The sequence below is a fragment of the Klebsiella sp. CTHL.F3a genome (genome assembly GCF_019890895.1).
Lineage (GTDB): Bacteria > Pseudomonadota > Gammaproteobacteria > Enterobacterales > Enterobacteriaceae > Klebsiella > Klebsiella grimontii.
In genome coordinates this window covers 247,088-264,221 of sequence record NZ_CP082360.1, presented here as the reverse complement: position 1 = coordinate 264,221, position 17,134 = coordinate 247,088, and the positions used below count along the sequence as shown (strand labels likewise).

Below are 17,134 nucleotides of genomic sequence, written 5' to 3'. Positions count from 1 at the left end.
TCCTTTAATTTCAATGTTAGGTTTACTCTGACGCTTTCGCTAGTAAACTAATCAAGTGTAAATCAAGTCTCACGAGGGACGCCGTGGATATCGTATATTCTTTGGGTATTTCATCATTATGGGACGAAGTACGCCATATGCCCGTTGGTGGAGTATGGTGGCTGAATGTCGACCGCCATGCCGACGCAGTAAGCCTGCTCAACCATACGCTGGCAGCCCAGGATAAAAAGAGTCAGGTTGCGGCGATAGTCATGGGCGATAACCCCAATAAAATCATTGCACCAGGAAAAGATCGCGGCCCAGAAAAGATCGCGTTGTTTAGCATGCCGAACCGCTTTGAGGGTCTGGCAGAAATGCACCGTGATTTAGTTTGCTCCCTCGAACCTGGCAATTATTTGTTTATTCTGCTATGCGCTGAAAATGCCTGGCAAAATATAAAAAGTGAAGATCTATGCAATTGGGTTGAAAAATCATATCGATGGACTAATTACCATCGTTGTTCATTATTAGTACTTAATTCCGGGCACGATATCGATAAGCAACTCTCCCCTTTATTACGCGAGTACCGCTCGCTTTCCGGCCTGGCAAGTATTCGTTACCAGGGGGATAATCACCTGTTCGATATCGCCTGGTGGGGAAGTGAAAAAGGCATCAGCGCCCGGCAGCAGCTCATTGTTCTCCAGGATGAGAACGGCTGGCAGCTGGCGCAGGATGAAGAAACGGTGGTGCAGCCGCGCAGCGATGAGAAAGTCATTCTCAGCAATCTGCGCGTACTGGAGGGGGCTCCCGCGCTTTCCGAATACTGGACGCTGTTCGATACCAACGACGCCGTTTTCAACGCCGGGAGGATGGCGCAGGCGGCGACGCTGATCTTCTCCATTACCCAGAATGAGCAGATTGAACAGCTGGGACGCTATATCCATACCCTGCGCCGACAGCGCGGCAGTGCGTTAAAAATTATCGTCCGTGAGCAAACGCCAAGCCTCCGCGCCACCGATGAACGCCTGCTGCTGAGTAGCGGCGCCAATATGGTTATTCCCAGCGGCGCGCCGTTATCACGCTGCCTTACGCTTATAGAAAGCGTTCAGAAACAGCAGTTTACTCGCCATATTCCGGAAGATTTTAATACTCTGCTGACCTGGAGCCAGCCGCTAAAACTGCGCGGCTACCAGAAATGGGAGGACTTCTGCGAAGCGGTGCATAATATTATGGCCAACACCATGCTGCCCGCCGATGGCAAAGGCGTGATGGTGGCGCTGCGCCCGGCGCCCGGCCTGCGCGTAGAGCAGGCGCTGACGCTGTGCAAGCCCAACCGCATGGGCGACATTATGACCATCGGCAACAATCGCCTGGTGCTGTTTCTGTCATTTTGCCGGGTGAACGACCTGGATACCGCGTTAAACCATATTTTCCCTTTACCAACCGGCGATATTTTTTCTAACCGTATGATTTGGTTTGAAGATAAGCAAATAGCGGCAGAGATCATCCAGATGCGCGGGATTCTGCCGGAAAACTGGAACACGCCGCTGCCCATTTCGCTTGGCAAAAATGAAACCATCAACGCGACCCATGACGGGCGAAGCTGGCGGCGCAACCCCGAGGCGCACCGTCTGTCCCTTGATGGGGAGCCAACCTTATGATGTCTATCGCCGATATTATTCAGCTGGTCGTCCTGTGCGCCCTGCTGTTCTTCCCGCTGGGATACCTGACGCGCCACTACCAGCGGCGTATTCGCACCACGTTAAGACTGATGTTCTTTAAACCCCGTTATGTCAAACCGGCTGGCGTGCTGCGCCGGGAAGCGGCATCCAGGCAAGGCAAACCAACGAAATGACCAAACCCAAAACACCCACCGCGTCGCTTCCGCTCTGGCGGTACTGGCGAGGCTTATCTGGCTGGAACTTCTACTTTCTGGTGAAGTTCGCTTTGCTATGGGCGGGATACCTCAATTTTCATCCCATGTTAAACCTGGTGTTTCTGGCCTTCCTGCTGGTGCCGATTCCGCAGTATAAGCTGCACCGCATCCGCCACTGGATAGCGATCCCGCTGGGCTTTATGCTGTTCTGGCACGACACCTGGCTGCCCGGCCCGGAAAGCATTGCCAGCCAGGGCTCGCAGATTGCCGGCTTCAGCGCCGACTATATCTGGGATTTGGTGACCCGCTTTATTAACTGGAATATGGTCGGCGCTTTCTTCGTGCTGCTGGTTCTGTGGCTGTTTATCAGCCAGTGGCTGCGGGTGACGGTTTTCGTCTCTGCAATCATGGTCTGGCTGGTCGTCAGCCCGCTGCTGCCCTCTTTCACCCTTTGGCCGGCAGGTCAGCCAACGGCAGTGGCGGCGAACACCACCGCGAATACGACCGGCGGTACGGCCATCGCGACCAATACCGCGCCGGCGAATAACGATATTCCGCCGCAAACCGAGCCGCCGACTTCAGCCAATCTGACCAACTGGCTGAACGCCTTTTATGCTTCTGAGCAGAAACGTAAAACCACTTTCCCGGACGCGCTTCCGGCCGATGCCCAGCCGTTTGATGTCCTGATTATCAATATCTGCTCGCTCTCATGGTCAGACATTGAAGCAGCCGGGCTGACGGACCATCCGCTGTGGAAGCATTTCGACCTGCTGTTCAAAAACTTTAACTCGGCGACCTCCTACAGCGGCCCGGCGGCGGCGCGTCTGCTGCGCGCCAGCTGCGGCCAGCTCTCGCACGCCAACCTCTACCAGCCGTCAGGTAGCGAATGCTATCTGTTTGAAAACCTCGCGAAGCTGGGCTTTACTCAGCAGTTGATGCTCGGTCACAACGGTATCTTCGGCGATTTCCTGAAAGAACTGCGCTCGCTGGGCGGTATCCAGAGCCCGCTGATGGATCAATCCGGCCTGCCGGTGATTCTGCAGGGCTTTGACGGCTCCCCGGTCTATGACGACCAGGCAACGCTGAACCGCTGGCTGCAGACGCTGGATAAGCTGAATACGCCGCGCACGGCGACCTTCTACAACACGCTGCCGCTGCATGACGGTAACCACTATCCGGGCCAGAGCAAAACCGCGGACTATAAAGCCCGTGCGCAGAAGTTCTTCGATGAGCTGGACAGTTTCTTCACTGAACTGGAGAAATCGGGGCGTAAGGTGCTGGTCATCGTCGTACCGGAACACGGTGCAGCATTGAAAGGCGACAAAATGCAGGTTTCCGGCCTGCGCGATATTCCCAGTCCGTCCATTACTAACGTTCCGGCGGCAGTGAAATTCTTCGGCATTAAAGCGCAACATCCCGATGCGCCGATAATCATCAACCAGCCAAGCAGCTACCTGGCGATTTCTGAGCTGGTGGTTCGCGCCCTCGACGGCAAGATGTTTGACGAAAACGACATCAACTGGCAGCAGTATATAGCCAACCTGCCGCAGAGCGCGGCGGTGTCGGAAAACTCCAACGCTATCGTCATTCAGTACCAGGGGAAACCGTATGTTCAGCTGAACGGCGGCAGTTGGGTCCCTTATCCGCAGTAAACGAAAAAGGCCGCAGGATGTTACCCCTGCGGCCCCGTTCGGGCGCATGCTGCCACTAAGGCAGGCAGATACCCACCGGCTGGCTACTTGCGGTTATCCATCCAGCTCACGATGATGCTGACCAGAATGCCAGCAATCACCGGAGCCGCCAGATCGTCCCACAGCACCAGGCCTAACTGAGCGAGCGTCATACAGCCGCCTTGTTGCAATGGCAACCGTTCGCGGCTATCCTCGAATGGTCTAGATGCGAGGTTAGCCCCCGATACGTTGCCAGGTTGATACCAAACAACGTGCGGGGGTTTTCTCTTTCCAGCAACCATCTCTCTATGCCGCCGGGGTTCAAGCCCCCGCAACATTGCGCCTCACCGGGTAATCCCGGCTTGCCGATGATTCTACGGCGCTCTTCCGATTTCAGCACCCGGCCCTGGCGCGTTATTCGAGGCGCCTTCCACAGTTTACGCCTGGTCTTTATTTGCCAGCCATACCAGCAGCTTCAGGCTGGCGGAGTAGTAGTCGTCCTGGGCACTAATCTGCGGCTCGGCCTGCGCTTCGCCAAGGGTTAAATCGCGTACCGCCAGTAGCCCGCCGGTCATAAACCACGGCGCCACTTCATTGGTGTTGACGTTGATCCACGCCGGCGTTTGCAGACGCGGATAGCGCTGGAACCAGTTTTTCCATGGCGTCAACAGGCTGCTTTTCGGGTCACTCCAGTAAACATACAGCGGAATACGGATCGCATCGAAGCTCATCCGCGTCGGCCACTCTTTTGCCGGCTCCATCCTGCCGTCCGCTCTTAAGGCGACCCAGTCGCTGGGAAGCTGAGATGTCCCCCACGCCATTTTCCCCAGCAGCGCCTGACCATCGCTCTGCAGCTTTCGCCAGGCGGTTAAATGCGTCCGCGCGGCGAAAGCCTGCCATGCCGGAAAGATAAAGTAGGAGGGATTAAGGTTCAGATGATCGTTGAGATAGAATCCCTTCGCGCCCGGAAGCATGACCTGACGGCCGGCGAAGGTGACCACCGTGGACTTCAGTAGCGAAGCGGTTATCGCATCCGACGCACTGCCGTAGGATTTTTCATGCCACTGCTGCTGCGCGCGCAGCAGCGCCCAGGCAATCAGGGTATCGCCATCGGTGGCATCGTTTTTATCCGCCACCGGATTAGGCGCCACCGGATTGTAGCGCCAGTAAAACAGCCCATTTTCTTTGTTACGCAGCGTTTTATCGGTCCACTGCCATAGCTTGTCAAAGGCGGGGCGATCGTTATTGCCCACCGCTAACAGCATGGCAAAACCTTGCCCTTCGGTATGAGAGACGTTGCCATTGCCGGTATCAATAATGCGCCCGTCCGGCATCATAAAACGCGATTTATAGCTTTCCCACGCCGTATCGGCCCACGCGTGGGGAAGCATCATCACCGTCGTCACCACGACTGTCGCTAAAGCACGCAAGGACATAAATTCACCCTTCAGGGATGGAAGTAAAGAAACTGAACGTCAGAGACCGAAAACAACCGCTCGCGCTGTAAAACCACATGCGCCGCGCCGCCCTGTCCCTGTAGCCAGCGGGAATAAAGCCCCTCGAGTATGGCACAAAACGCATTACACCAGCGTACGCGGCGCGCTTCATCGCGGCTCACCGGCAGCGCCTGATGGCGTAACCGCAGGCCATCATCGCTCACCTCAACGCTCACCAGCCCCCACTGAAAGCGGCTGAGCTGCGCATTGATATGGGCTTCCAGCTCACCGATCGTCTCCGACTCCGGCAGCGGATGCTCATCGGCCAACGCCTCGCCCATTTGTCGCAGAAAGGGCTGACTCTCCAGTTCACCCGCGTTGTTGACCATGCCATCAACCATAATCAGCAGCAGATCGAACCACCCGGCAGGCGTTTGCTGCTGCTGAAACCAGGTCGTCACCAGCGCATTATTATTGTCCGTCATGATCAGCGATCTCCCAGCATGTAGCGGATATAGAGGCCGGCGGTGCTCTCGTTATAATCGCCGAAAGTGTCATAGCCCACCTGGCCGCCGAGCGTCATCTGTTTATTCACTTTGTAATCCGCGCCGGCGCGCAGCGTATAGCCGATGCCGCTCTTCGACGTGGCTGAATAGTACGCCTCTTTGGCAAAACCGTTGCTCACAGCGGTCTCGAGCGTCTGCTGCCACTCGGCGTTGGTCGGGAAATAGGCGCTCTTATCCTGGCTGTACGATTGATACCCCACCGAACCGCCAAGCTTCATCGTCCAGTTATCATATTTCTCCGTCAGGCTGACCGGCAGCGACACGCTGACGTAGTTCTGCGGGCTGAAGTAGCCCCCTTGCCCGTAGGTGAAGTAGCTGAGGTTTTTCGAGTAATCCATGTAGCTCATACTCAACCCGGTTTGTAACTGACGATATTCATCGTGATAAGGCCGCAGGTAAACCCCAGCGTTGGCGTTAATGCTGGTGTTGCTGGCGACGTTTTGACCAAGGTAGCTATAGCCCCCGCCGCCGACGTAAAAACCAGCATCGCCATCGTCATAGCTTAGCTGCAGGGTGCCGCCATTTTTGGTCACCTGACCCCAGGTCTTGCCGGAGTAGGAATCCTTCAGCCCCACGTAGGAGAGCAGGCTGTCGGTCAGCGAACGACGCTCGCCGGTAAAAATCAGCGACAGGTAGTTGGTCAGCTTTGGCGACCACTTCACACCGCCCACCACGGTATTCAGATCCTGACCCAGCGGCGTGCTGCCGATATCGACGCGATATTCGTCGCCGCTCAGCGCCAGCGCCAGCTCCACGCCGTTCGCCTTCTGTGAATCCGTCGAACCGCTGGCCTGATCAACGTTAGGTTTCAGATTTGAAGAAGCCAGATAGCTGGCAACTTGCCCGGAGTCATAGGTGCCGAGCTTTGCCAGATTCTCCATGCCGCTGCTGGTGGTGGCATTAAAATCTGAAGCATTCAGCGTGCCGAGGCCGCTCAATGTCTCCGCCCCCGGATTGTTGGCAAAGTACGTCGTGCGCTCGGTAGCGGTCATCGCCGCAATCGCCGCCTGCTCGCTGGTGGCCGTGGAGATCATATTGGAGACCGCGTTTGATAGCGGATTCGCGCCATAGCGCCGCCAGGCGTCGCCGGTTGCCGTCCCTGCGTTCAACGTAATTGGCGTCACGGTAAAGTCGAAACGCGAATCACCGAACGGCGAGGAGGACCAGGTCAGGGGGGTTTTTATTTCGGTCAGCTTGCTGGTGCCGGATTCACCATCACGACCGCGAACCTCCATGCCCCCCTGCAGCCAGGTGCCGGTTTTTTCCTGCAACGTCTCCATCATGGTGTCCACCTGGCGCAGCATTCGGGTCTGCGCGGTTTCGACCGGCAGATCGGTGCGCTGGATCCCCGGCAGCGTGCTGCCATCGCCCGTCGATACCTGAGAAACCTGCCACGGCATATATTGCCCGTAGGTGGAGGCAGTACGCGTCGCCGCCGGCGTACGCGAGACGCCGACAAACGGATTATCCGCCGCCAGCACGCCGCCCACGGTCGGCGTTTGCGTACCGTTGCTGCTCTGTAACCCCAGCAGCCTTCCGCGAGCGCTGCGCAGATAGGTCATCGCCTGCTGATGATGCCCCTGCGATTCGGCAACGCGCGCCAGCAGCAGCAAACGGTCCGGCGAATTATCCGGGCGCAGCCCGCCTGCCAGCTGCGCCGCCCGGTCGTTATCGCCTGCCGACAACGCGACATCAATAGCCCCGCTGCGCGCGTCCTGGGTCGGCGTATCGCGGGTCATCAGGTAGTCATAGACGACCCCGGCCTCTTTATTCATTTTGCCGCTCTGATAGAGACGCGCCATGGCGAACATCAGGTCGGTATTTTGCGGGTCGCTTTGCATCGCGCCCATCAGCTTGTCATACGCCGCCGCGTAGTTGCCCTGCTCGCGCAGATGGTCCGCTTCGTTAATCACATAGCCGTTGCGGATACTGGCTAGCTGCGTCGGCGTACTGCTCGCCTGCAGCTGCGGGTTGGTGAGCAGCCTCTGCGCTTCGTTCGTCAGGCCTGCCTGGTTAAGTACCGTCACCTGGTCTGCGTAATCCCCGGCATTACCCGAGATACCGCCGTTAATATTGTTGCGTACCAGCGATACCGCGGTGGTCACATCGCCGCTCTGGGCCAGCAGACGCGCCAGTTTACCGACATCAGCCGGGGCTTTTGGCGGCGTCGCGGCCATCGCCCTTAGCGTATTGGAAGCCGCGACGGTATTCCCCTGCGCCAGATAGCCCTGCGCCGTCGCCAGCTGCAGGTTGTAGTTCACCCGCTGGTGTAAATCGCGCATCTGGCTGGTCTGGCTGGCGGGAGGAATTCTCGCCAGCAGGGTTTGCGCCTGCTGCCAGCCGCCGTTCTCGCTGGCGAAAAGGGCCGCGGCGTACAGCGAGCTGCTGCTGGCGCCGGGACGATACGCGGCGCCCATGATCGCGTTCGCCTCGCCGTCGTTACCAGACTTTTGCAGCAGTCGGGCCAGATCGAGGCGCATCCACGCATCGTCCGGATAGCGAGAAACGCCCTGGCGCAGCGTGGCGATAGCCCCGGTCACGTTACCACCGCTGGCCTGCTCCTGCGCCTGCCGACGCAGGGAGTCTCCCGGCGTCCCGGTGACCACGCGCGGCTGCAGTTTTTGCTGCAGGCTTTCTGGCAGCGTTCGCAGCATCGCCTGGGCTTCCGCAGTTTTATTCTGTTCACGCAAGACGTAATAGAGATTCTCCCGGGCGGGGCCATTTTGCGGCTGGTCGTTGAGCAGCGCCCGCAGCGTTTGTTCGGCCTGAGGCAGATCTTTGTTGTGGCGCAGAACGTCGGCGCGGAACAGCTTCGCCGCCGAGCCCTGGGCTCCGCTCTGCTGCGCCAGGGGCGCGGAGAGCGCCAGCGCCTGGCTAATGTTGCCTTGCTTGTAGGCCTGCTGCGCCTGCGCGAGCTGGCCGTAAAACAGCGCATCCGCCGCCTGCTGGCGCCGGGTTTCAGAACTCTCGCCGCCGAGATCCGCCGCCCGGCTCAAATATTGAGAAGCCGCCTGAAAATCGCCGCTGCGCTGGGCGATATAGCCCATCCCGGCAAGCGCGTCAGCGTCCTGCGGATTGGTTTGCAGGACCTGTTCAAACTGCTGCTTCGCCGCGGCGGTATTGCCGCTGTTCAGGTCAGAGTAGCCCTGACCGCGCGCCTGGCCGCTACGCCGTTCACGGAAGTAGTTTTGCACTTCGCTATCCTGCGGGTGGCGCTGCATCCAGGTATCGTAAAACGGTTCATCCCCCGGCTGTGGTCCCATCCACAGCAGCGCCTGGCGCAGTCCGGCATCGGCCTCTTTGCTGCCGCTGGCCATCGGCTCCAGCATAGCGATCCCTTCCCGCCGGGTCTCTTCGCGCCAGGTCAGCGCCTTACCCAGGGCTACGCGCGGCCCGTTCTCTTGCGGATGCTGAGCGACGTATTGACGCAGTTCGCTCACCGCCTGCGGATAGAGCGACTTGTCGCTGGCCATCGTCAGGTAGTATTCCGCCGCCAGACCGGAAGGCGGAACGTTGCCGTTAAACATACTCCGCCAGGTCGCCAGCGCGGCGGGCACGTTGCCGCTGCGCGCCTGCTGTCTCGCCAGGTTTAGCTGCCCCTGCGGGACCTGGGCCATTTTTTTGGCGCTATCCAGATCCTGCAAGCCGGGACTGTTGGGCGCCGCTTTCTCCAGTCGCGCCCGCCACTGGGCCGCGGCCTGCAGGTTGCCTCCCTGCTGCGCCCACAGCGCCATCAGGTACAGCGCCTGAGCGTTGTTGGCATCCACCGACAACACTTTTTGCAGCGATTCCATCGCCAGCTCATCGTGGGATTTTTCATGCCAGTAGTTGGCCTGCGCAAACAGCGCCTGTAGCGCCGCATCGTTACCCGCCGCCTGCGCCTCGCCAAAGGCGCCCAGCGTCAGCGCGCCGGACAGGCACAGCGTGGAAAATTGACGGGCCGCCTTATTATTCATTCTGCTGACTCTTTTCATTGGCTATCTCCCGACTCCAGGCGCTTACGAGCATGACGTTTAAACATGGCGGTCAGCGCCAGACCCAGAATCGATGTGGCGATTAACCCCAGCACAGCCAGCAGGCCGGAGTGCTGGTTGGCATACCACACCGCCATCATGTACCACGGCATCTGGCCGCTGGGGAACGGCGTACTGACCTGGAAGCTACGCACGCCGTTATCGCTGGTAATCACCGCCGTATCGCCGCGAATACCGGCATTGATACGCGGTGAATTAAGGTCGTCTTCGAGTTTCGCCAGCTGATCGTCGCTGCTGGCCATCGCCACCACCACTACTCGCTGCGGGTTCCACGGCGAGCGATAGCTAATAAACCCACGCCAGGCGCTGCTGGAAGAGAAATAGCGATCGGCATCCACGCCGTCGGAGGCCCAGTCGCCGCTCAGCCTGCGCTGAATTTTCGCCCATAGCGCCGGTTCACGCACGCTCAGCAGGTTTTCGACTGGGTTATAGGGAGAGTCGGCCAACAGGCGCTGGTTGAACGCTTTTTGGTCAAGCGCGCTCACCGCCAGCACATCGCGATCGCGTAGAAAAGGCGAATTGGCGACGTCGTCAGGAACGCCCAGCATCACGCGGTTATTGGCCAGCGCTTTGCCGGTCGAGTTCCCCGAGCGGGCGGCCAGATTCAGCATCATCGCGACCTGGGTTTCCGAAGGTCGCTCCGGCAGCAGCAGCGTGGTTTGCGAGTAATCCGCTAGCCGGGAGAATGGGAACGACGCGCCGACAAAGTAGGAGAGATTCGGCAACAGCGAGAAGTGCCGGGTGCCGCTCAAATCGATCCACGAGTCGTCGGTAATGCGGCTCTTGATCGTGCTGTTCAGCAGCACTGAACAGGGAGCGCTATCCTTCGGCACCAGATTAAAATAGAGCGAGAGCTGGTTATCGCCGTAAATCAGATACGGCGCCAGCGGGATCGTAAAACGCTCCTGACGCGCGTCGCCGCCCAGGTGACGCCAGAGCTTCTCCAGCGGCCCCTGTTTGTTCATCGGCAGGTTGTTGAGAAAGGTGTTGTTGAGCGTCACGCTCAACAACGACTTGTCCTCGTTAATCCAGCTCTCCGACGGGAAACGGTAGCCAATCTGCAACGGAATGGTTTCGCCATCCCACAGGTAGAGATCCGGCGCGGCGCGGAAGGCGACGCGCAGCGGTTCATGCCACACGCCGCTGACGGTCATACTTTGATCCTGGCGGATCAGCTCGCTGATTTTTACCGGCCGATCGGTGGCGATCCAGCGCGGGGCGTCATACGGCTTGCCGACGGGAATCGCCTGCGGATCAACCTCCATACTGGCCGTCTGCAGGGCGAAATCGCCGCGGGTCAGACGCCAGGCGGCCATCCGCAGCGCGGCGTCATTCTGCCCGACAATCAGCAGCAGCTTATAGGCCGGGTTGCCGGGATTCTCAACGATCCGCAGCAGCGGCTTGTCGGTTTGCGGTAGCGTCAGGCCGCCCACCCGATCGCCGGGGTGGCCGATAATAATGCCGTGCTTCTCAGGCAGGCGATCGCGCAGCGCGTCAAAGGCGATACCGCGATAGTCGGCCTGAATACCCAGCCACGACGACACCAGCGCCGCAGCGCTGAAGATATCCGCCGTCGATTTCTCCGGATAAGCGATAGCGATATCCGCCGGCGTCATCTGCATGCTGTCGAAAAACGGCCGCGGAAAGTGGCTTAAATCGTTGCTGATATTGAGCTGCTGGCTCTCCCAGCTAAAGTGCGAGGCGGGTAAAATGGTCACCCGCGAGGTGTCGTGAATATCGAGCCGGCACTGCATCGCGTCGCCGTCGTTAATCTTAAAGCTCAGGTTGTTGCTGGAGACCATCAGCGCCGCCGGGATATCCAGCTGATAGTGCGAAATATCCTCGCCGTCCGCGCCCAGCGGCAAGGTGCCGAGGGGCTGGCCATTGAGCATTAACTGCAGCGTGGCGTTGCGGGCCGCCATCTCCGGCGAGACCTTAACGTCCAGCATCAGCTGAGCGTGGGTCACCACCTGATCGGAGGGCAACGTAAAGCTGGCGCCGCCCTGGTTTTGCCCGCCGCTAAGGATGATGCCGTCCGGCATACCCATCTGCGTCAGGTTCAGGTTACCGCCGACAATCGGCGTTAGTGGTACCGTATCAGGAATGCCGGGGGCGATCGGCGGCGGCATCGCGGGTAGCGAAGCCGGCTGAACGGCGTTTGCCGGCTCGGGCTCCGTCGCGGCGGGCGAATTCGCCTCGGCCGCCGATGCGCCGTTGGCTTCCGTCCCGGATAGCGGAAAGTTAAGCTGCGGCAATGCGTCAGCGGGCGTTTCCTCGCTATGCAGCGTCGGCGCAGAGAGCATCCCGGCCAGCAGCGCAAGCGTCGTTAAGCGTTTCATAAGCTACCATCCTCCTGCGCCGGATTGGCCGCAGGCGGCTGGCGGCGCTGGCTGCGGCGCGTTTTCCACGTTAGCCAGAACAGTTCAAACACGCAGCGCAAAATGGTGGCAAAAGAGCGGAACGGGTTATCCTGCGGGCGCGGCGGGTTAATCCACGCATCGGCGCGGGCCAATACCACGCGCACCAGTTCGCGGCGGCGGGAAAGCTGAATATTTTCATCAAATTGCAGGCGGATAAAGCGCTCATCGGCGGTGATCTGGCGTACCGGAATCGAGATCGCCCCGGACTGGAGGATCAGCTCAATCTCTTCAATTTCATCCTGCAGGTGACGGTTATCCGGCGCGCTAACGCGACAGCCGCCCATTGACAGGTCCGCGGTGTGGCTGCGGGAGACAATGCCGCTGGCGTAGTGGATAAGCACCGGGATATCGACGTCAATACGAATCGTTTTTCGCACCTGGCGGGTTTCGCGCGCCACGGCGATGGCCGCCAGCAGGAAGATCAGGCTGTAAATTCCCCAGCCGACGTTCAGCGCGATAACGTTCGGGTCTGAGGCAAAGTAGTCGTGACCGATGGCGCGGACGATACCGACCACCACGCCCAGGCCCAGCAGACAGGCGACGACCAGGTGCGGTCTGACGACGGTAAAGTCGAAGTAGCCTACGTCCAGCAGGCCGCCTTTATCGGTCACGTTGAATTTCCCGCGTTTGGGGAAAATCATGGTCACCAGCGTCGGCAGCACCAGGTGGAACGCCAGCACGATATCGTAGATTTCGCCCCAGAAGCTGTAACGATAGCGACCGTTCATGCGCGAACCGACGTAGATCGCGAGGAAGAGATGCGGCAGCGCGTAAGAGACGATCAGGCTGGCCGAGGAGTAGATGATATTCAGGTTGAACAGCAGGTAGGCCAGCGGCGCAGTGACAAAGACCACGCGCGGCAGGGCGAACTGATAATAGAGCATGGCGCTGAGGTAGCACAGGCGCTGCTGAAAGGTCAGCCCGCGGCCCAGCAGCGGGTTATCCAGACGGAATATTTGCGTCATCCCTCGCGCCCAGCGGGTACGCTGAATGACGTGCACCACCAGACGTTCGGTGGCTAAGCCGGCCGCCAGTGGGATATCGAGGAATGCCGACTTCCAGCCCAGACGCTGGAACTTCAGCGCGGTATGGGCATCTTCGGTCACGGTCTCTACCGCAAAGCCGCCGATCTGCTCCAGCGCGGCGCGGCGAATGACGGCACAGGAGCCGCAGAAAAAGGTCGCGTTCCAGTTATCGTTCCCCTGCTGAATCGGGCCATAAAACAACATCCCTTCGTTAGGAATATTGCGGCCAACGGAGAGGTTGCGCTCAAAGGGATCCGGCGAGTAGAAGTAGTGCGGCGTCTGTACCAGCGCCAGCATCGGGTCGTTGAGGAATCCGCCTACCGTCGCCTGCAGGAAAACGCGGGTTGCCACATGGTCGCAGTCAAACACGCAGATAAGCTCGCCGTGGGTCAGCGTCATCGCGTGGTTGAGGTTGCCCGCCTTGGCGTGTTTGTTGTCGTTACGGGTGATATACCCCACCCCAACGTCGGCGGCGAAGACCGCAAATTCATTGCGCTTCCCGTCATCCAGTAAATAGATTTTTAATTTATCTTTAGGATAATCAATACACTGTGCGGCCAGTACGGTATCACGCACCACTTCAAGCGGTTCGTTATAGCTGGGAATATAGATATCGACCGTCGGCCACTTGCTCATATCATCCGGCAGCGGGACGATTTCACGCTTTAGCGGCCAGACCGTTTGCAGGTAGTTAAGCAGTAGCATCACCCAGATATAGACTTCCGCCAGAAACAGCCCCATCCCCAGAATCGCTTCGATGGTGGAGTTAAAATGCAGGGTCTGCGTCAGACGGAAATACATATAACGGGTCGACATCAGCAGCGATGTCACCACCATGATGACGGAAACGCTGCGATTTTTACTGAATCCCATCAGGAAAAGAATACCGATGCTCAGCAGGCCAAAAATATACTGCTTTTGGCTGTCCATCGGCGTGATCACCACCAGCACGGCAATCGGCGAAAGCACCAGTACCAGCAACCAGAAAAGCGTCTTTTTCATTCAGCAGCCCTGCAATTAAATTAAAGCCCTGACCTGCGAGGCTGGCTATGCACCTTGCCGTCACCAATATTGATACCCAACAGCGCAGAAATTTTTTTGGCAATAATTTCAATATCAAAGGCGGCTGCGGAGGATGAATTAAAGTCAAGGATCGACTTCTGGGAAGCATTCGCTTCCACCACGCTTTCATCACGATGAATGATGCCCAGCAGACGATCGCCCAGCTTTTCTTCCATCAACGCCGTGACATCGCGACTGACCTGGCGACGGCTATCGCTCTGGTTAATCACAAAATAGTGTCCGTGTTTCTGGTTGAGTTCGCCCCCGGTCAGCCGCTGATTGTCGACGTGCGACAGCACCGACATTGAAGCGGTATCCGCCAGCAGCGGTACCAGATGCAGGTCGGCAAGCGAAGTGAGCGCCTTCAGCGCGGGTGAAGGGCCGGGCGGCAGGTCGGCGATGGTAATCAGCCCCGGATAGTTGAGTAATGCCGCCAGGCCGCGGGTCAGGAAATGCTCGTCGTGGGTCAAACGCTCATCAAAAGCCTGTCGCTGGGCTTCACTCACGTCGCCGTAGGGCAAGACGAAAATATTGCTGCCGGCGCTTAATACGCACTGGCTCCAGTCATGGAGCTCCAGCGCTTTCGCGACATAGCCGCGCTCATCGCTAAGCGGGACGCCAAAATGCAGGCGCAGGGCGTTCTGCACATCAAAATCGAGGGCCAGAACTTTGCTGCCTGCGCGGGCCAGCGCCCAGGCCAGATTTGCCGCCAGGGTCGTCTTTCCTACGCCGCCTTTCGGTGAACACACGCAGATCAACGGCATGTCGCGATCCTCTCCAGGAGTGATTTCAGTGACTGATCTTTATCTTTTGCTACCGGCTCTGCGGTTTTTGTCGCAAAGAGATGGGCAAACCCTTCCGCCGTCGGCGCTATCGCCGGGCGATGTCTGACAGCCGGAGCTGTCACGTGGTCAGATAGCGGTGCAGCAGGTTGCGACACGGCTGCCCGGGGAGCTTGCCCGGTCGCGGCCTCGCTTGCCTGCACTACCGGTTCTACGGCCACCGGAGCAACAGGACTCACCGCGGGAACAGGCTGCGGCGCGGATGATGCGACAGGGTCTGGAATCATTACCGACGGCACAACCGACGATGCCGCCGGCGCGGTCTGAACGGCTGTCCGCTCCACCTGATGAAACATATTGGCAGGTACCAGCTGCGGCACGGGTAAAGATACCGATCCGCCCATAGCCAAAGAGGATGCTTCCTCCGCGGGAATAAGCTGATTGAGAATAACCCAATCGCCTTTTTCACCGGCGCCGGTTTCTGATGAGAGGTCCTTGAATTTTAGACTGTGTGTCCGCGTCTTTTCCTTGAAGCGCTGCAAATCATCATAATGGTTCATAGATAACCTCATGATTTAAATACATCATATTTAATCTGTTTTAATTGTCATTCTACGCCGCTAAAGCATAGTTTAATTTGTTGTTTTTTGGGCATTTATCCGGCGTCATGCCCGTCACAATATGCTAACTTTAGTCGCGATTTGATTATTATGAATAAGTCAGGCTGGTGTAATACCATAGTGGTAGTGCGGCTACACTAACAGCTCTTTTTCAAAATGATAGCCCCATTTTTTAGGCGGCGGCGCCGTCTTTCCCCCCGCAGCCTGCCAGGCTATTCGCAGAGAGTAGTTTTTTATACTGCCTTAATTTTAAAAAACGGCGTAATACACGCCAACCGATGGCTAAAGAGAATACATTTTAATATTTTTTAAGGCGTTTAGAAATCACCTCCCGCGCTTAATTAAAATAATAAATAATGTTCTGCCGCAAAATAAATAGCTCAGGATGTTATCCAAAAACCAGGAATATAAAGCGTTGAGCGAACAACAAAGAACAACATCAGAAATCATTGCTGCCCCCCTTTTAGACCACCTGAAAGCTTGAATAGCGTAAAATAAAATATATTCAGAGAGTTAGCTTAGTTGATAGACATAGTGATTTCAGATCCTCTATATTCGATAAATGTTCGTTTTATGTTCCCGATTGTGAAGGGGTTTTTCAGTCTATACACAAAATCATTCGAGATGCACCGAGGCGGCAAGGGAAGAAATCCCCAGGAGCATAGATAACTATGTGACTGGGGTTTCTGAGTGCAGCCAACAAAGAGGCAGCTTGAAGGATGACGGGTATATCGGTAGGAAGAGGGTATGTTGATAAGCGTCCAGGCATTGAACGTCATCGTCACCATCGCGCGCTGTGGCAACTTTAGTGCTGCCGCCGAAGAGCTGCACAAGGTGCCCACGGCTCTCAGCTACACGGTACATAAGCTGGAAAACGAGCTGGGCGCCAAACTGTTTGAGCGCCAGGGCAAACAGCTGATCCTGACGGAAGCGGGCCGTTATTTTATCAAAAAAGGGCAGTTGATCCTGAGCGAACTGGGAGAGTTGCAGCACACCACTCGGCGCATTGCCAGCGGTACAGAGACGAGCTTAAGCCTCTCGCTCAATAACATTATCAGCCTGCAACCTATTTACGCGCTGTTGAAACAAAGTGAACACCACTTCCCGCAAACGGAAATTCAGTTGAGTATTGATGTGCATGATGGCGTCTGGGACGCGCTGCTGGAAAAGCGTGCGGATATCGCTATCGGCGCGCCTAACCAGGTGGTACGCCACGGTGAAGTCCTTTGTGCAGAAATGCCCGCCGTTGAGTGGCTGTTCGCCATTGCGCCCGACCATCCGCTGGCGGCGGTTCACCGCCCGCTACAGGCAGAAGATCTGCGCCGCTACCCGGCAATCTGTATCCAGGATACTTCCGTGCAGCTCGAGCCACAGGTTGCCTGGCAACTGCGCGGCCAAAAAGCGCTGCTCGCTCCCGATTACCACAGCAAAATTACGATGCATCTCCACGGTCTGGGCATTGGCTTTCTTCCCCGCCATTTTTGCCAGCGCTACATTGACGACGGCAGACTCGTTAGCGTGCCGGTGGACGTCAGTAAACCGCCGACGCCGCTTTTTCTGGCCTGGCAAAACGAACCTCCCCGCCCTTGTTGCCACTGGTGGCTGACGCAGTTGCAGCGGGCGGATGTCATCGAAGGGTTTTTAACCGAACTCAGTTGACCGGG

Annotated in this window: 11 protein-coding genes and 1 pseudogene; 4 read left to right on the top strand and 8 right to left on the bottom strand. The window is 57.7% G+C overall.

Annotated elements, in window-relative coordinates:
* The first annotated feature begins 83 nt into the window (after positions 1-83).
* From bcsE to bcsG, 3 genes are read left to right on the top strand one after another with little or no spacing between them, the layout of a single operon-like run.
* Positions 84-1,640: a cellulose biosynthesis protein BcsE gene (gene bcsE, locus K7H21_RS01220; protein WP_112165994.1), complete on the top strand. Its 1,557-nt coding sequence runs from the start codon at positions 84-86 to the stop codon at positions 1,638-1,640.
* A complete protein-coding gene (bcsF, locus tag K7H21_RS01215) occupies positions 1,637-1,834 on the top strand; it encodes a cellulose biosynthesis protein BcsF (protein ID WP_004126340.1) in 198 nt (65 codons plus the stop codon). The genes bcsE and bcsF overlap by 4 nt, the downstream gene beginning before the upstream one ends.
* Positions 1,831-3,507: a cellulose biosynthesis protein BcsG gene (bcsG, locus tag K7H21_RS01210; RefSeq protein WP_004126343.1), complete on the top strand. Its 1,677-nt coding sequence runs from the start codon at positions 1,831-1,833 to the stop codon at positions 3,505-3,507. The genes bcsF and bcsG overlap by 4 nt, the downstream gene beginning before the upstream one ends.
* Before the next feature lie 83 nt (positions 3,508-3,590).
* Here bcsG and K7H21_RS01205 read toward each other — a convergent pair whose 3' ends face one another.
* The 8 genes and pseudogenes from K7H21_RS01205 to K7H21_RS01170 all read right to left on the bottom strand — a co-directional run bounded on the left by K7H21_RS01205 (position 3,591) and on the right by K7H21_RS01170 (position 15,410).
* A complete protein-coding gene (locus K7H21_RS01205) occupies positions 3,591-3,698 on the bottom strand; it encodes a type I toxin-antitoxin system toxin Ldr family protein (protein WP_042926890.1) in 108 nt (35 codons plus the stop codon).
* Positions 3,699-3,962: 264 nt separating this feature from the next.
* The gene (locus K7H21_RS01200; RefSeq protein WP_004126345.1) at positions 3,963-4,961 is read right to left on the bottom strand and encodes a glycosyl hydrolase family 8; all 999 of its coding nucleotides are present in this window, start codon (positions 4,959-4,961) and stop codon (positions 3,963-3,965) included.
* An 11-nt stretch (positions 4,962-4,972) separates the two neighbouring features.
* Positions 4,973-5,449: a cellulose biosynthesis protein BcsD gene (bcsD, locus tag K7H21_RS01195; RefSeq protein ID WP_162626056.1), complete on the bottom strand. Its 477-nt coding sequence runs from the start codon at positions 5,447-5,449 to the stop codon at positions 4,973-4,975.
* The gene (locus tag K7H21_RS01190) at positions 5,449-9,501 is read right to left on the bottom strand and encodes a cellulose biosynthesis protein BcsC (protein WP_004126349.1); all 4,053 of its coding nucleotides are present in this window, start codon (positions 9,499-9,501) and stop codon (positions 5,449-5,451) included. Before K7H21_RS01190 ends, bcsD begins: the two co-directional genes overlap by 1 nt.
* Positions 9,498-11,900, bottom strand: coding sequence for a cellulose biosynthesis cyclic di-GMP-binding regulatory protein BcsB (bcsB, locus tag K7H21_RS01185; RefSeq protein ID WP_049114976.1), 2,403 nt, complete (start codon positions 11,898-11,900; stop codon positions 9,498-9,500). Before bcsB ends, K7H21_RS01190 begins: the two co-directional genes overlap by 4 nt.
* Positions 11,897-14,008, bottom strand: a complete 2,112-nt coding sequence (gene bcsA, locus K7H21_RS01180) for a UDP-forming cellulose synthase catalytic subunit (RefSeq protein WP_087828562.1) — start codon at positions 14,006-14,008, stop codon at positions 11,897-11,899. The genes bcsB and bcsA overlap by 4 nt, the downstream gene beginning before the upstream one ends.
* Positions 14,009-14,028: 20 nt before the next feature.
* A pseudogene (bcsQ, locus tag K7H21_RS01175) lies at positions 14,029-14,821 on the bottom strand (cellulose biosynthesis protein BcsQ).
* 1 nt (position 14,822) lies between these two features.
* The gene (locus tag K7H21_RS01170) at positions 14,823-15,410 is read right to left on the bottom strand and encodes a cellulose biosynthesis protein BcsO (RefSeq protein ID WP_004126356.1); all 588 of its coding nucleotides are present in this window, start codon (positions 15,408-15,410) and stop codon (positions 14,823-14,825) included.
* Positions 15,411-16,217: 807 nt separating this feature from the next.
* Between K7H21_RS01170 and K7H21_RS01165 the strand changes: the two genes are divergently transcribed.
* Positions 16,218-17,129 (top strand): LysR substrate-binding domain-containing protein, encoded by a 912-nt coding sequence (locus K7H21_RS01165; protein WP_004126358.1) that lies wholly within the window; start codon positions 16,218-16,220, stop codon positions 17,127-17,129.
* The last annotated feature ends 5 nt before the right edge of the window (positions 17,130-17,134 follow it).

Coding starts and splice junctions, on each gene's coding strand:
- K7H21_RS01200 (WP_004126345.1), bottom strand. CDS start 4,961: ATGTCCTTGCGTGCTTTAGCGACAGTCGTGGTGACGACGGTGATGATG.
- K7H21_RS01165 (WP_004126358.1), top strand. CDS start 16,218: ATGTTGATAAGCGTCCAGGCATTGAACGTCATCGTCACCATCGCGCGC.
- K7H21_RS01190 (WP_004126349.1), bottom strand. CDS start 9,501: ATGAAAAGAGTCAGCAGAATGAATAATAAGGCGGCCCGTCAATTTTCC.
- K7H21_RS01170 (WP_004126356.1), bottom strand. CDS start 15,410: ATGAACCATTATGATGATTTGCAGCGCTTCAAGGAAAAGACGCGGACA.
- K7H21_RS01205 (WP_042926890.1), bottom strand. CDS start 3,698: ATGACGCTCGCTCAGTTAGGCCTGGTGCTGTGGGACGATCTGGCGGCT.
- bcsA (WP_087828562.1), bottom strand. CDS start 14,008: ATGAAAAAGACGCTTTTCTGGTTGCTGGTACTGGTGCTTTCGCCGATT.
- bcsB (WP_049114976.1), bottom strand. CDS start 11,900: ATGAAACGCTTAACGACGCTTGCGCTGCTGGCCGGGATGCTCTCTGCG.
- bcsF (WP_004126340.1), top strand. CDS start 1,637: ATGATGTCTATCGCCGATATTATTCAGCTGGTCGTCCTGTGCGCCCTG.
- bcsG (WP_004126343.1), top strand. CDS start 1,831: ATGACCAAACCCAAAACACCCACCGCGTCGCTTCCGCTCTGGCGGTAC.